The sequence below is a fragment of the Amycolatopsis sp. NBC_00355 genome (assembly GCF_036104975.1).
In the GTDB taxonomy this organism is placed as follows: domain Bacteria; phylum Actinomycetota; class Actinomycetes; order Mycobacteriales; family Pseudonocardiaceae; genus Amycolatopsis.
In genome coordinates, this window is sequence record NZ_CP107982.1 from 7978808 (window position 1) to 7993410 (window position 14603).

At 72.4% G+C, this 14603-nt stretch carries 10 protein-coding genes and 1 other RNA gene; all 11 read left to right on the plus strand.

Annotated features, from left to right (window positions below; genetic code table 11):
- Positions 1 to 127: 127 nt before the first annotated feature.
- Positions 128 to 796 carry a DUF4142 domain-containing protein gene (locus OHS18_RS36775; protein WP_328613864.1) on the plus strand — a complete coding sequence of 223 codons (669 nt, stop codon included), beginning with the start codon at positions 128 to 130 and terminating at the stop codon, positions 794 to 796.
- 8 nt (positions 797 to 804) lie between these two features.
- Positions 805 to 1611, plus strand: coding sequence for a ferredoxin (locus OHS18_RS36780; protein ID WP_328613865.1), 807 nt, complete (start codon positions 805 to 807; stop codon positions 1609 to 1611).
- Positions 1608 to 2870 carry an NAD(P)/FAD-dependent oxidoreductase gene (locus OHS18_RS36785; protein ID WP_328613866.1) on the plus strand — a complete coding sequence of 421 codons (1263 nt, stop codon included), beginning with the start codon at positions 1608 to 1610 and terminating at the stop codon, positions 2868 to 2870. Before OHS18_RS36780 ends, OHS18_RS36785 begins: the two co-directional genes overlap by 4 nt.
- 29 nt (positions 2871 to 2899) lie before the next feature.
- Positions 2900 to 3294, plus strand: an RNA gene (gene rnpB, locus OHS18_RS36790) — RNase P RNA component class A.
- A gap of 104 nt (positions 3295 to 3398) precedes the next feature.
- A complete protein-coding gene (locus OHS18_RS36795; protein WP_328444699.1) occupies positions 3399 to 4259 on the plus strand; it encodes an SCO6745 family protein in 861 nt (286 codons plus the stop codon).
- 456 nt (positions 4260 to 4715) lie between these two features.
- On the plus strand, positions 4716 to 4982 hold the full coding sequence (locus OHS18_RS36800; RefSeq protein ID WP_247061182.1) for a hypothetical protein: 267 nt from the start codon (positions 4716 to 4718) through the stop codon (positions 4980 to 4982).
- A gap of 12 nt (positions 4983 to 4994) precedes the next feature.
- On the plus strand, positions 4995 to 5474 hold the full coding sequence (locus OHS18_RS36805; RefSeq protein WP_328444697.1) for a hypothetical protein: 480 nt from the start codon (positions 4995 to 4997) through the stop codon (positions 5472 to 5474).
- 3 nt (positions 5475 to 5477) lie between these two features.
- The gene (locus OHS18_RS36810) at positions 5478 to 8462 is read left to right on the plus strand and encodes an ATP-binding protein (protein ID WP_328444695.1); all 2985 of its coding nucleotides are present in this window, start codon (positions 5478 to 5480) and stop codon (positions 8460 to 8462) included.
- A gap of 88 nt (positions 8463 to 8550) precedes the next feature.
- Positions 8551 to 10719: a magnesium transporter gene (locus OHS18_RS36815; protein ID WP_328613867.1), complete on the plus strand. Its 2169-nt coding sequence runs from the start codon at positions 8551 to 8553 to the stop codon at positions 10717 to 10719.
- 3 nt (positions 10720 to 10722) lie between these two features.
- Positions 10723 to 11328 (plus strand): hypothetical protein, encoded by a 606-nt coding sequence (locus OHS18_RS36820; protein WP_328613868.1) that lies wholly within the window; start codon positions 10723 to 10725, stop codon positions 11326 to 11328.
- Between the two features lie 3 nt (positions 11329 to 11331).
- Positions 11332 to 12333 (plus strand): C40 family peptidase, encoded by a 1002-nt coding sequence (locus tag OHS18_RS36825; RefSeq protein WP_328444689.1) that lies wholly within the window; start codon positions 11332 to 11334, stop codon positions 12331 to 12333.
- Positions 12334 to 14603 lie beyond the last annotated feature (2270 nt).

Below are 14603 nucleotides of genomic sequence, written 5' to 3' on the forward strand. Positions count from 1 at the left end.
AGTGTCGACGGCCGGTTCAAAAAGTGTCTTGTGATGCACGTCACAGTCTCTAAAAGGTGACGGCGAGAACCGTTCCGCACCTTTCACGCGTAGCTCCCGGTAAGGACTACATCACAAGGGGGACGGAATGCCGCTCCGATTCGCCGCACTGCTCGCGGCCACCGCCGCGCTGGTGCTCGGCGTCGTTTTCCCGGCCGCCGCCGGGGAGCTGCAGCAGACCGACCGCACCCTGCTGACGCGGCTGAAGCAGCACACGCTGTGGGCCGTGCCGGCCAGCTGGCTCGCGGCCGAGCGCGCCACGAACCGCCGCGTGCGCGACGTCGCCGCCCGGATCGCCGACGACCAGGCCCGCCTCGACGTCGCCCTGGGGGCGGCCGCCGACCGGGTCGCCATCACGCTGCCCTCCGAGCCGACGGACCAAGAGCGTTCCTGGGCCGGCGAAATCACCGCGGCCACCGGCGACGAGTTCGACCGCGCCTACGTCAACCGGCTCCGCGCCGAGTACGGCGACCTCTTCGCGCTCGCCTCCGACGTCCGCGCCGGCACCCGCGACGACGACATCCGCGCGTTCGCCCAGACCGCCGTCGACACCGCGCTCGGGCACCTGACGCTGCTCGAGAGCACCGGCCTCGCCGAGACCACTTCCCTGCTCGTCGCCGCCACCGAGGACGACACGCTCGGCGGCGGCGACGTCGCGCTCGGCGCGCTCCTCGTCGCCCTCGGCACCGTCGCCACGTTCGGTCTGCTCCGCCTGCTCGGAACCCCCGGCAGGACCCCGCCGCGCACCCGGAGGTAAGCCGCTCCATGTCCTTGTCAGCCGCGCTGAACACCCTGACGTCGCCGCACGACGCCGGGATCGCCGAGGCCGCCGCGCTGTCCGGCCGCCTCACCTACTTCTGCATGTGCTTCACCCTGTGCTGGGGCGTCCTGGCCGCCGCGGGCTGGGTCCGCCGGTGGACCGGGCAGGACGCGCTGCGCACCGGCCACGTCGTGCTCGCCGCGTTCACCCTCGCCACCGGCACCCTGCACGGCCTGACCTTCCTCTTCCTCGACGACGACGCGTTCGGCTTCGCCGACCTGCTCCTCCCGTTCTACGACGGCACCACGCGGCACGCCCTCGGCGTCGCCGGCTTCGAACTCGTCGTCGCGATCTCGGTCACGGCCGGCCTGCGCCGCGGCGCGCGCGAACGCCGGTGGCTGCGCTTCCACCAGTTCGGCTACCCGGCGATCGGCCTGCTCGCGGTGCACGCATGGCTCGGCGCCATCTGGAGCGGCCATCTCGCCGTCGTCTGGCTCGCCGGGATCACGGTGCTGGTCCCGCCGGTCGTGCTGTCGGTGCTGCGCGTGCTGCCGACCTCGGCGCTGGTCCGCGCCGGGCTGATCGCGCCGGCGCCGGCGCCGGCGGTGGAGACCTTGCGCGTCGCCGTCGACGACGGCCGCTGCCACTCCTACGGCGTCTGCCAGGCCGAAGCGCCCCAGGTCTTCCGGCTCGGCCACGACGGGCGGCTGGAGTACGAGAAACGGCCGGAGGCCCGGCTGACACCCCACGTCCGGGCCGCCGCGCGCGCCTGTCCCATGCGAGCCATCCACCTGGTGGGAGCCATCCGATGAGCGAACGGATCGTCATCGCCGGAGCCGGCCTCGCCGGCCTGCGCGCCGCGGAGCGGCTGCGCGAACTCGGCTTCGACGGCGAAGTCGTCGTCATCGGCGCCGAGCCCGACATCGCCTACCACCGCCCGGCGCTGTCCAAGCACTTGCTCACCGGCGCGGTCAGCCGTGCCGACACGCTCCTGGCCGACCCGCTCGAAGTGGACGCCGAGTGGCGCTTCGCCACCGCCGTCACGGGCCTGTCGCCGAACCGGCAGGTCGTCCACGTCGCCGGCGAGGAGCTGCGCTACGACGGGCTGATCATCGCCACGGGCGTCGAACCGCGCCGGCTGCCGGGCGCCCCGCACGGCCACCCGCGGGTCGTCGTCGTCCGGACGCTGGCCGACACGATCGCCCTCCAGCGCGCGCTCGCCACCAGCCGCGGCCCGGTCGCCGTCGTCGGTGACGGCTTCATCGGCTGCGAAGTCGCGTCCAGCCTCCGGGAGATGGGCCGCGACGTCGTCCTCATCGGCCGCGCGCGGGCGCTGCTGGCCGACGTCCTCGGCCCCGACATCGGCGAGTGGCTCACCGCGCTGCACACCGCCCGCGGCGTCCGCCTCGAGCTCGGCACCGCGGTCCGGCGGTGGCGGCCCACCTCGGCGTCGGTCGGGATCGAGTTCACCGACGGGCGCGCCCTCGACGTCGCCTGCGTCGTGGTCGCCGTCGGCAGCGTCCCCGCGGTGTCGTGGCTGCGCGGCGCCAAGCTCCCGCTCGACGACGGCGTCGTCTGCGGGCCGACGTGCCACGTCGTCGGGTCGCAGACGATCGTCGCGGCCGGCGACGTCGCCCGCTGGCCGAACTTCCGCTTCGACCCGGTGCCGCGGCGCGACGAACACTGGCTCAACTCGGTCGAGATGAGCCGCGCTGCCGCCGACAACCTGCTCACCGGGCCGCAGGGCTCGCCGGCGTACACGCCGGTGCCGCGCTACTGGTCCGAACAGCACGGCGTCCGCATCCAGGTCGCCGGCCGGCCCATGCTCGGCACCGACACGGTGCTGCTGGAATCCCCGGCGCCCGGCACCCGCCCGATCACCGGGTTCGTCCGGGACGGCGGGCTCGTCGGGCTGATCGGTCTCGACAGCCCCGCCGCCGTCCTGCACTGGACGGCCGAGCTCGCGCGCGGCCGGCGGGCGCCGGGCACCGAACCCCGGCCCGCGCCCGAGATCGTCCGCCCGCGCCAAGGAGGCGACCGCGACCACAGCGGCGCCGTCGCGGGGTGGTGAGCGCGCCCGGGTACGATCCTCGGCGCGGACGAGCTGGCAGGGCGGTCGCGGGCCGGGGCGACCCGGTTCGAGGAAAGTCCGGACTCCACAGGGCTGGGTGGTTGCTAACGGCAACCCGGGGTGACCCGCGGGAAAGTGCCACAGAAAACAGACCGCCCCGGTTCTCGGACCAGGGGTAAGGGTGAAACGGTGGTGTAAGAGACCACCAGCGTCCCGGGTGACCGGGACGGCTAGGTAAACCCCACCCGGAGCAAGGCCAAGAGGGAGCTTCGGCTCCTGCGCAGGCGCTCGAGGACGGCCCGTCCGAGTCTGCGGGTAGGCCGCTGGAGCCTGCCGGCGACGGCAGGCCGAGATGGATGACCGCCGCCCCGCGAGCCGCAAGGCGACCGGGGAACAGGATCCGGCTTACACGCCAGCTCGTCCGCACCCGGTCGTGAGTGGTCAGGGCGGTTAGAACCGCCCTGACCACTCACGACCGGGTGCCGCGAAGGCTCGTGCCCAGTGGTTACCCGGGGGTAGGGTGCCCGCATGGCGGGAAACGAGACGCAGTTCAAGTCGGCTTTCGACTCCTTGCACGCGCTGACCTACTTCGCTCCCGAGGTCGACGCCGCTCTCACCGGGATCGGGCTGCGACCGGGGCGGATGCCCTACTTCGCCGGCCGCTCCGCCGCCATGGGGCCCGTCGGCGCCGAGGTCGTCGCGGCCACCTTCTACAACTTCAACCCCGAGGTCGTCGCGCGGGTGATCCCGCGGGCCTGGACGCTGGCCACGCCCGAACAGGTCCTCGAAGCCCGCCTCGACGGCGTCGACCAGGCGCTGACCCGCCTCCTCGGCGACGACACCCTCAAGAGCGAAGAGGTGGCCGAAGCCGCCGACCTGGCCCGCGAGGCGACCGCCGGTTGCACGGCCGAAGGCCGTCCCCTCTACGCCGCGCACGCGGCGCTCGCCTGGCCCGGCCAGCCGCACCTCGCCCTCTGGCACGCCATCACGCTGCTGCGCGAGTACCGCGGCGACGGCCACATCGCCGCGCTCGTGCTCAACGGCCTCGGCAACATCGAGGCCCTGGTCACGCACGTCGCCACCGGCAAGGGCTTCGTCGTGGACGTCGCGAAACTGACCCGCGGCTGGAGCGACGAGCAGTGGGCCGCCGCCGAGACCGGGCTGACCGACCGCGGGATCCTCGACGCCGGGGGCGCGCTCACCGACGCGGGTGTCGCGCTGCGCGACCGGGTCGAGGTCGCGACCGAGGCGGCCGCGACCGGGCCGTGGGACCACCTGGGGCCGGAGAAGACGGCCCGGCTCGAACTGCTGTGCGGCGCCCTCAGCCGCCAGGCCGTCGAGGCGGGCGCCTTCCCGGACGGCGTGTTCGCCCGGCAACGGCGCGTCTGAATGGAGCAAGATCACGCTATGTAGTGAAACTTGTGTGAGGTCTTGAACACCTAGTGACGGACGTTCGCGGTCGCCAAGATCGGGATCTCGGCGGACCGGTCCACTGGGCGTCACAGTGTGGACTCCTGCAAGCCCGCCGTTCGGGTCGTGTCACACTGTTTCGGGCCCGGCGATGGTCACAAGCCGGGCACGCAAAGTGAGCGATTCTCTGCCAAGAGAGTGAGTTCGGCGGTGCGACAAAAACGATGGGCGGCCGGGCTTTGACCGGAGGACCCTTGCCGCGATGATGGTGAGCGTGGAGATTTCGGGTAACAAGCGCGCCCTCCCGGTTGAGCAGCGAGCCGGGTACCTACTCAGCGCGCTTTGACCGCTACCCCTCGTAGCCGCCATGATGTTGTTCGAAGCACTGCCTGAGCCAGAACCGCGCGGCCCCCACCGCGCACCGGGAGTAACGCGATGATGACCTTGACCACCCTCGACACGCTGGCCGCCGGCGAGCTGGGCACCGGAAACGTGCGCCAGTGGCTGCTCGACAACGTCATCCCCCTGGTGCTGCTGTCCGTCGCGCTCCTGCTCCTGTGGCTGGGCGGTGGCAAGGGCGACAACGCCGGTGTCATGCGCCGGCTGGCGGGCGTGGTCATCGCGCTCGCGATCATCGGGCTCGCGGTCAGCGGCGCCGGCGTCAACGTGGGCCAGTGGATCGCCGGCCTGTTCACCGGCTGAGGCGGAGCCCACGTGCGGATCAGGACTGATGACGAGGTCTACCGGGTCGACGCCGTGTGGCTCGGCCCCCCGAAAGCGACTTTTCCCTGGCGGGCCCGCTACGTCGCGTGGCTCATCGGCATCCCGGTGTTCTTCGTGGTCCTCGGCGTCGAACGCTGGGCCGGGTGGAGCTTCGGGTTCTTCTCGACGGCGTGGGCGTTCATCGCCACCATCGTGGTGACCCGGCTGCTGACGGCCAAGATCAGCCACGAGCGGCCGCTCGGCACGGTGGTCTCGATGGCCGGGCGCGAGCTCAACACGCCGCGGGCGCGGACCACGGGCACGGGCGGCGCCGTCAGCGCCAGCCGCGTCCGGGTGCGGGCGGAGCGCCCGTTGCCGAAGCACCGTCGGAGACGGCAGTACCGGCACCACGGCCCACAGCCGGGTGCCGTCGTCCAGGGAGCCACACGAGCGCGCCGGAGCCGCCGCAGTGCGACCCCGGCCGGGAGGTAGTCGTTGTTCGGTCGCGGCGGTAGCCGAGGTAGAGGTCGGGACGCACACTCGGGCGCGTGGCAGCCGCCCGAGCAGGTCCGCGCGGCGCGGAACGGTTCGGGCGGCAGCAGCACCAAGGGCCGTCGCCTGCCCGGTGAGCAGGCGATTCCGGCGTACACCCCGTCGATCGCGGTGCGCAGCATCGACGGTCACCTGGTCCGCAGCGGGTACGAGGTCTACGCCTGGTACCGCCTGGCGCCGCAGCGCTGGTCGTTCCGCTCCGACTCGCAGCGCCGCGACCTCGTCGCGGCCATCGCCGGGCAGTACGCCGAGCTGCAGGGCCGCTGGCTGCACCTGCGCGTCACGAACCGGCCGTACCCGATCCGGATGTGGGCCGAGGCCCACGTCTACAACGCGCACGGCCGCCCCAACGACGTCCCGGGCGCGCTGTCGTTCGACGACTACCTGATCGGCGAGCAGCAGCAGCTGATGGGCCGCTCGATGGCCGAAAAAGAGGTCTACCTGGGCGTCCAGGTGCAGACCCGGCGGATGGTCGACCGCGCGGTCGAGCGGGCCGCGCCGGTGCTGCGCAAGATCCTGCCCGAGGCCGTCGACGCCGAGCTGACCGCGCTGGACTCCGAGGTCGAGCACCTCGACCAGGTCATCGGCAGCGCCGGGCTCGAAGGCCGGCCGGTGCACGCCGAGGAGATGTCCTGGCTGATGCACCGCTCGTGCTCACTCGGCCTGCCCGCGCCGCGGAACATGCCCGCGGTGCCCGGCGCGGCCTGGGAGCCCGAAGACCTGGCCAGCTTCACCGACGCGGCCGACTACTACGCCGACCCGTACGCGCCGACCGTGACCGTCCGCGGCCGCACCGGCTCCAACGCCGGCGTCTCGCGGCACCTGGCGATCCTCACCGTCGGGCAGATGCACGGCCTGCAGATCCCCGAGGTCGACGACCCGTGGATCCAGCACGCCGACCGGCTGCCCGCCGCCGTCGAGGTGTCCGCGCGGATCTACGTCCGGCGCCCCGAAGAGGTCGCGGGCGAGCTGGCGCGCCAGATGAACAAGGTGCGCTCGCAGGTCAAGCACTACACCGACGAGCACGAGCTGGAGCCGCCGCAGTCGCTGTCGCGGCAGGCCGGGCGGGTGCTGGAGATCGACGACGAGATGACGTCGGGCTTCACCGCGCTCGCGACCCGCGTGCGCAGCTGGTGGCGGCTGGCGGTGTCCGGCCCGACCGAGCGCGACGCGCTGCGCCTGGCCCAGCAGCTGCTCGACCTGTACAAACCGAAGATCGCCATCGAGCACCCGGAGGCCCAGTACGCGCTGGCGCGGGAGTTCATCCCGGGCGAGCCGCTGGCCTCGGCGGCCTACATGCGCCGCGGCTCGGTCGTCTGGGGCGCGTCCGCGGTGCCGACGGCGACCGCGGAGGTCGGCGACCGGCGCGGCATCCTGCTCGGCGAGACCTGCACCGCGACCCGGCGCCCGGTGGCCTGGGACCCGTGGATGGCCCAGGAGATCCGCGACGGCTCGGGCCTGACCGCGATGGTCGCCGGCCTGGGTGCCGGCAAGTCGTTCCTCGGCGGCGGCATCGTCTACAAGACGCTGCGCGCCGGGGCGAGCTGGACGCTGCTCGACCCCTCCGGCCCGCTGTCGCGGTTGTGCGACCTGCCGGAGCTGCGGCCCTACGCGCGGCCGATCAACCTGCTCAACGCCCAGCCCGGCATCCTCAACCCGTACCGGGTGGTCGCCGAGCCGCTGATCGAGCACTTCATGGACGAGGACGACCCCGAGCGCTCCTGGCGCCGCGAGAAGGCCCTCGCGGGCGCGACGCGACGGCGTCTCGTGCTGGACGTCCTGACCGGCGTCCTGCCGTACGAGGTGTCGCGGATGGCGCAGACCCGGATCGTGCTGCTGCGCGCGGTCCGCACCGTCGGCGGCCGGTTCGACGCCGACCCGGGCCAGGTGATCGACGCCCTGCGGCGCGACTCGAGCGAGCACCACGAGCACGCGGGCGTCGTCGCGGACTTCCTCGACGAGATGCGCGAGCGGATGGCGCTGCTCATCCCGGAGACCGACGCCGATCCGTACGCCGAGACCCGCGACGACCGCCTGACGGTGCTGACCATGGCGGGCCTGACCCTGCCGAAGGACGGCGTCCCGCGCGAGTACTGGACGGACGCGGAGTCCCTCGGCGTCGAGATGCTGAACCTGGCGGCGTGGCTGACCCAGCGGTCGGTCTACGAGAAGCCGAAGGAGATGCGCAAGGGCGTCTGGATCGACGAGGCGTTCTTCCTGTCGGAGGTGCCGACCGGGCGCGTGCTGATGAACCGCTTCGCGCGTGACTCGCGCAAGTGGAACGTCCGCGTGCTGCTGTCGTCGCAGATCCCGGCGGACTTCCTGAAGATCCAGGGTTTCGTGACCCTGCTGGACTCGGTGTTCGTCGGCCGGCTGGACGACGACGACGCCCAGGCGGACGCGTTGCGGCTGCTGAAGGTCCCGGTGGGCGTCGGCTACGAGCAGGTCGTCGCGGCCCTGGGCCGCCGCCCGGGAGCGCAGCAGCGCGGCCTGGAGCGCGACATCGAGCCCCGCCAGTTCATCTTCGGCGACGGCGCGGGCGGCGTGGAGCGCATCCGCGTCGACTTCTCCGGCCCGCACCTGGACCACCTGCGCGCGGTGATGGACACGACGCCGGGCTCGAAGGACGCGGAGAAACCCCGCCGCCCGGGCAACGAGCTGGCCCTGCCGCACATGTCGCCGGACGAGAAACCGTTCGTGGCCTCCCCACCGGAGGACGACATCGAGCTGGAGCAGGACTTCGAGCTGGCGGCGGAGCTGGAGGTCGGCTTGGCGGACGAGAACCTCCTGGGCGCACCGGACCCCTTGGCGTCGGAGACAGGCGAAGTCCAGGGCGACGTCCAGCAGCCGTCGAACGGAAACGGCCACGGCGGGCAGCAGCACGCCCGCACGGGCGGGAAGGGCGGCACCGGCCGGGACGCCGCATGAGCGCGGCCCGGAGCCGAAGTACCGGTGCCGGTCGTAGTAGTGGCTTCGCCACCGGCGTGGCCGCCCCGGCGACCGCGGAGCGTGGCGCATGAACACCCTGCTGACGTTGGCGGTCCTGCTGTCGATGGCGGCCGGGTGGCACGCGCTGAAGCGACGGATCAAGGAAGGCCCGCGACGGCCGGGCCGCCGCACACCGAGCCGCAAGGCGACGATGTTCGCCGTCATGCTGGTGCTGGGCCTGCAGGCGATCGCGACCGCACCGGCGGCGAGCGCGGCGGCGTGCGGTGAGGCGCCGAACCCGGAACGCCCGGGCGCGGGCATGGTCGGCGCCCTCGATCCGCCTGATGGCGTCCACGGTGAGGGTTTCAGCCCGTATCGGGCGTACGGCTACGCCGGCATGGTCTGGGACACCTTCGAAACCGACTGCGGCCCGTTGTCGGGAATCGGCTCGCCGAACTCGGCGATCGACACCTGGGCCGGCAACCAGCTGTTCAGCCTCGGCAAGAACATCGTCGGGGCGACCAACTCACTGCACTACACGGTCCTGCAAGGCAGTCTGCTCAGCCCGCTCTACAACGCCGTCAAGGCGGGGGCGGACAAGATCTACAACAACATCTACGCCCAGTTGTTCGGCTTGGTCGCGCTGATCATGTCGATCATGATGTTCCGCAACATCTGGCGTGGTGACCTCGCCGCCGTGAGCAAACGCGCCCTCTACGGACTCGCCGCGGTCTGGCTTGCCGCTTCGTCTTTGGCTCTGTTGCGGTATCTCGACCCGATCGACAACGCGATCGTGCAGACCACGACCAACATCCAGGCCGGCTTCGTCGACGCCGGTCCGCCGACGGCGCCGCCGCCGGCGCAAAGCCCGGCGCCCGCTCAAGTCTCCTGTCAGAACAAGGGAACGACGGCGGGCCGCCCGACCTGGGACATCCTGCCGACCGACCTGCATTGCCAGATCGTCTACGAGAACTGGCTGCGTGGAGAGTTCGGTTCCGCGACAGCACCACAGGCGCAGCAGTTCGGCGCCCCCTTGCTGGACGCGCGTGCTTTCACCTGGCAGCAGATCCAGCAGGGCGGCGACGGTGATGCCGGCCTCGTGGACGCGAAGAAGGCCTCTTTCAAGGACATCTCCACGAAGCTCGGCCCCGCGACGGGATACTTCACCGGCGAGGCCGGCGGCCGCACCGGCGCCGGGTTCCTTTCCCTCGGCCAAGCGCTCGTGTACTCGCTGTTCCAGTTGCTGGCCAAGGCATCCATCCTGCTCGCGCAGGTGCTGATCCGGCTGTTCGCTTTGACCGCCCCGCTGATCGGCTTGATCGCACTGCTCCAGCCGCAGGTTCTTCCCCGCGTGCTCAAGGTCGCCGGGGGAGTGGCGTTCAACCTGATCGTGCTCTCGGTGCTCGCCGGTGTGCACATGCTGCTGCTCCAAGCGATCTTCGGTGCCGGGAACTCGCTCAACATGCTCACGCAGATGGTGCTGGCCGGGCTGATCACCGTGTTGCTGTTCATGGTCGGGCGCCCCGTGCGGCGGTTGTGGCAGATGGTCGAGATGTCGGTCAGCATGGTCGGCGCCGCGGTGCCGTCGCCGAGTGGCGGGATCTTCTCCCGGTTCCGGCGCAGCAACAGTGGTCCGACGCCGCAGGACGCGTTCTGGCAGAACGTGCGCGACACCGATGACGCCGTCGACGGGGAGCAGCGCGGGCCGCTCGGCGCGACCGCCGGTGGGGGCCGGTTCCGGCCCGAGGCGACGATCTTCGCCAACGCCCAGCGGCTCGACAACAACGGCACCAGCGCGTCCCGCCCGGCCGCGGCGTGGTCCGGCGCGTGGCCGGGGGCCATCGGTGGTGGCTCGGCCGGTGCCCTGCCTTCGGGCAGACGGCCCGGCTCCCCGGTGTACGGCCAGTACAACCCGGCCGGCGGTGACCCCGGCGAGTACGTCGTCGTCGGCGCCGGGGGCCGTCCCACGATCCGGGGTGAGGAAAGCCGCCGCGTCGACACGTCGCCGGTGGCCGACCGGCGCTGGAACGACGAGCCCGAACCCGTGGTGGTGCCTTCGGATCTGCGCTCGCCCGAAGCCGGGTTCAACGGTTACGCCGCGCCGGAAGCGCCGCGGACGCCGGGGGTGCGGGCGCAGCCGCGCCGCGTCGACCCCGAGGTCGTCGCCGGCAAGCCGGTCTTCGTGCTGTACCGGCCCTCGCGGGGCATCGAAGTCCGTGAGGAACCGCGTGACACCGACCAAGTGATGGGGCGGTGACGGATGCCGATCCGGACCAACCGCGGCCGCGCCGCGGTCTACCGCCGCCTGTGGGGCTTTCCGCTGCGCTCGCCGCGCCACCTCGTCGGGACGCTGGTCTTCCTGGCCATCCTGGTCACCGTGCTCGGCATCGTGGTGCCCAAGGTGATGGGCAAGCAGCCGGCCAAGGCGTCGCCGCTCGCCCCCGGCACGACCACCACTTCGGTCACGGCGACGCAGCCGGGCGCGGCCGCGCCGGTGCCGACGTCGAACCTGCCGACGCGCCTGTCCCAGCCGCTGGCCACCCCGACGACCGCGGCGCCGAACGGGGACGCCGTCCGCGTCGCCAAGGAGTGGGCCGCGGCCTGGGTGAACCACCCGCAGGGCATCACGTCCGCGCAGTGGCTGGAGCAGCTGAAGCCGTTCACGACCGAGGAGTACCTGCCGGTGATGGCGTCGGTCGACCCGGCGAACATCCCGGCCACGAAGGTCACCGGTGAGCCCACGGTCGGCACGTCCTACACCAGCTCGGTGCAGCTGACGATCCCGACCGACGGCCCGAAGCTGAGCATCACGGTGGTGAGCACGAACGCCGGCTGGCGGGTCGCCGACTACGACCAGGCGAGCTGAGCCGTGCGCCGGCTGGGGTTGTGGCTGGGGCTGGTCGTGTTCGTCGCGATCGGCGCCCTGATCATCACCGCCGTCGCCGCGAAAGTCGTCATCGACAACCAGCAGGCACAGGCCCGGGGCGTGTCGCTGACCAGCTGTGACGCCTCGGTCGGGCCGACCCAGCCCGGCGAGGGCGAGCGCGGCACCACCGACGCGTCGAACCTGGACGACGAGCAGCGCGGCACCGTCGCGCTGATCATCTCGATCGGGAAGCAGCGGTCGCTGGCGCCGCGCGCCTGGCAGGTCGCGATCCAGGCCGGCATGACCGAGTCGGGACTGCACAACCTGACCTACGGCGACCGCGACTCCCTCGGCATCTTCCAGATGCGCCCGTCGATGGGCTGGGGCACGTACGCGCAGGTCACCGACCCGACCTACGAGGTCAACAAGTTCTTCGACGTCCTCCTCGCGGTGCCGGACTGGGAGAACAAACGCCCGGGCGACGCGGCGCAGGCGGTCGAGCGCTCGGGGTTCCCGGACCGGTACCACAAGTGGGAGCCGATGGCGGCGACGCTGGTGGAGAACGTCGGCCAGGTCGTCGACGTCGTCGCCTGCGGCACCGGACTGGGCCAGCTGCTGCCGCCGAGCCAGGCCGCGGCGAAGGCGATCAGTTTCGCGCTGGGCGAGCAGGGGAAGCCGTATGTGTGGGGCGCCACAGGGCCGAACTCGTACGACTGTTCGGGCCTGATGCTGCGGGCCTACGAGTCGGCCGGGATCATCCTGCCGCGCGTGTCGCGCGATCAGTACCACGCGGGCGCGATGCTGCCGGTGCGCGAGGCGCAACCCGGTGACCTGCTGTTCCTCGCGAACAATCCGGCGGATCCCAACACGATCCACCACGTGATGATGTACCTCGGTGACGGCAAGGTCGTCGAGGCGCAGCAGACCGGTGTTCCGGTGCACACACGGGCGTTCTCGTTCGATGAGGCCGAAGTGGTGCCGCAGGCGGTCCGGCCCGGCGTTTAGCATGGGCTAAAGCCCCTTGACACGAGCGGGCCGGCGGATTGGCCGACAACGGAACCGATTCACCCGACGTCGCGGCGCTTCCACGAGCAGGCGGTGCGCGTACTGGCAGAGGATGAGCACGTGGGACGGAAATTCGGCAAGCGAGGCAAGCCCGGCGGTCCCCAGGACCCGGCGGCGCTGTTCGGCGCGCCCCAGCCGCCGAGGCAGTCGGCCCGCCCCGCGTCCAGCACGCCACTGGCCGACCAGCTGGGGGTCGGCTACCCCGGCGTCGACCCGGGGTACGTGGTGTTGCCGAGGTCGCTGGCCGAGGGCATGTCGCTGCCGTGGCAGCAGCAGATGGCGGCGCTGCTGGCCCAGTTCCACGCCGAGAACGCGCGCCTGGCGTGGCCGATCTACCGCGTGGTCCCGTCCCGCTACGAAAAGCTGGGTGACCTGGACGAGGAGCAGCTCGCGGAGGCGGGCTACCTGGTCGAGATGGACGCCGACGGCGAGATGGTCTACCGCGAGCGCAGCGGCCGCAAGGTCGAAGACCCGATGAACACGACGGTCCTGGTGTCGTGCCTGGACCCGATTCCGAAGCCGGCGGCCCGCCCCCAGGCCCCGCCACCGGGAGCACCGCCCCCGCCGGGGCAGGCGCCGGCCGCGATGAACATCGGCCCGGCACCGGTCTGGCGCACGATGCCGCACGCGCCGCCGGGGGCGCCTTCGGCTCAACCCGGTCCGTCGGCCGAGGGCCCTCTCCCGGGCGAGTCACGACCCGGTCCGGCGGCTCGCCCGGCCGGGTTCGCCGAGACGCAGCAGGGCGGACCGGCCAGGCCGCCCGAGACCGAGCCGCCGATCGGGTTCGGCGCGTCCGTCGCGGGCCCGGCGTGGGGCCACATGGAGGACGCGACGCCGAGCCGGCACCGCCCGGAACCCCCGCCGAGCTGGGAAAGCCGCCCCCTGGACCCCGAGCAGGCGTGGTCGGTGACCGCGGATCTCCCAGGCCGGGTCGAGACCCCCCAGCAGACGGCCCGCCACGCGGCCCCGGAAACCTCCGAGCCCGCCGGCCCCCCGCCGGCGTACGTGGGCGAGCCGAGGCACGCGCCGCCCGCTGCGGAGACCTCGCGGCCTGGCGCCCAGCCGGACGTGCCGGCGGGGGAGCCACCGGCCGCCCCCATCCAGTCGGACCTTCGTCCGCCGGCGGTGGCTCAGCCGGACTTGCCCGCGGAGCCGCCTGTGCGCACCCCGGTGGGGGAGACCCGCCCGGAGCCGCAGGCCGCCGCGCCGTCGGAGGTCGTGGCTGACGAGATCGGCACGGAGCCACCGGCAACCCCGGCGACGAGCGAGCCCGCGCGGTCGGAGGTCGGCCCGAGCTCGGAACCGTCGGTGGAGCCGGTGCGGCGGAGCGAGCCTGCGGGGTCGGAGGTCGGCCTGAACTCGGAGCAGGCGCGGCGGAGCGAGCCCGTGCGGTCGGATGTCGGCCCGAAATCGGAACTGGCGCGGCAGCCCGAAGCCGCCCCGGTGGAGTCTCGGACGGAACCGACGCCGCAGTCCGAAGCTCCTGTCACGGAGTTCCAACCGGTGCCTGAGGCCCCCATGGGGGAGTTCCAGGCAGAGCCGTCGTCCGAGTCTGAAGCTCGTGCCGTGGAGTTGCCGGCAGAAAGGGCGCCGGAGCCTCTCGCTGCGGAGTTCCGAACGGAAGCGACGCCGCAGTTCGAAGCCCCCCCAAGCGAGTCCCAGCCAGAGGCGACACCGCAACCGGAAACCTCCGCCGCGGAGTTCCAGACCGAAGCCGAACCGGCGCCCCGATCTGAAGCTCCCGCAGCGGAGGTGCCGGCAGAACCGGTCCCGACCGATCCCGCGCCCCATCCGGCGGTGTCCGACACCGAGCACGCGTTGCCAGAGTCTGGCGAGGCGCCGTCCGCCCAGGTGAGTGGCGAGTCTGCATCGCTGCCGGCGCCTGCCGAGCAGGTGGCGCGACCCGAGTCGCCCGCAGACGCAGAGCTCGACTCGTCGGACTCGAGTTCCGGGTCACCTGCCGCTGAGCCTGGTTCGGTGTCCGGCGAGTCCGTGCCGGAGCCTGATCGGGCTGTCGAGTCGCCGACGGTCAGAGAGCCCGATTCGTCCGCCTCGCCTTCGGTGGCATCGGTTGCGGAGCCCGCTTCGCAGCACGGCGAGTCCGCACCCGACCAGCTCGCTGAGCCGTCGACGGTCACGCAGGCTGCCTCGGCCTCGCCCCCGGATGCCGCCGATGCGGTGCCTCACGTCGAGTCCCGGCCTCCGCAGCG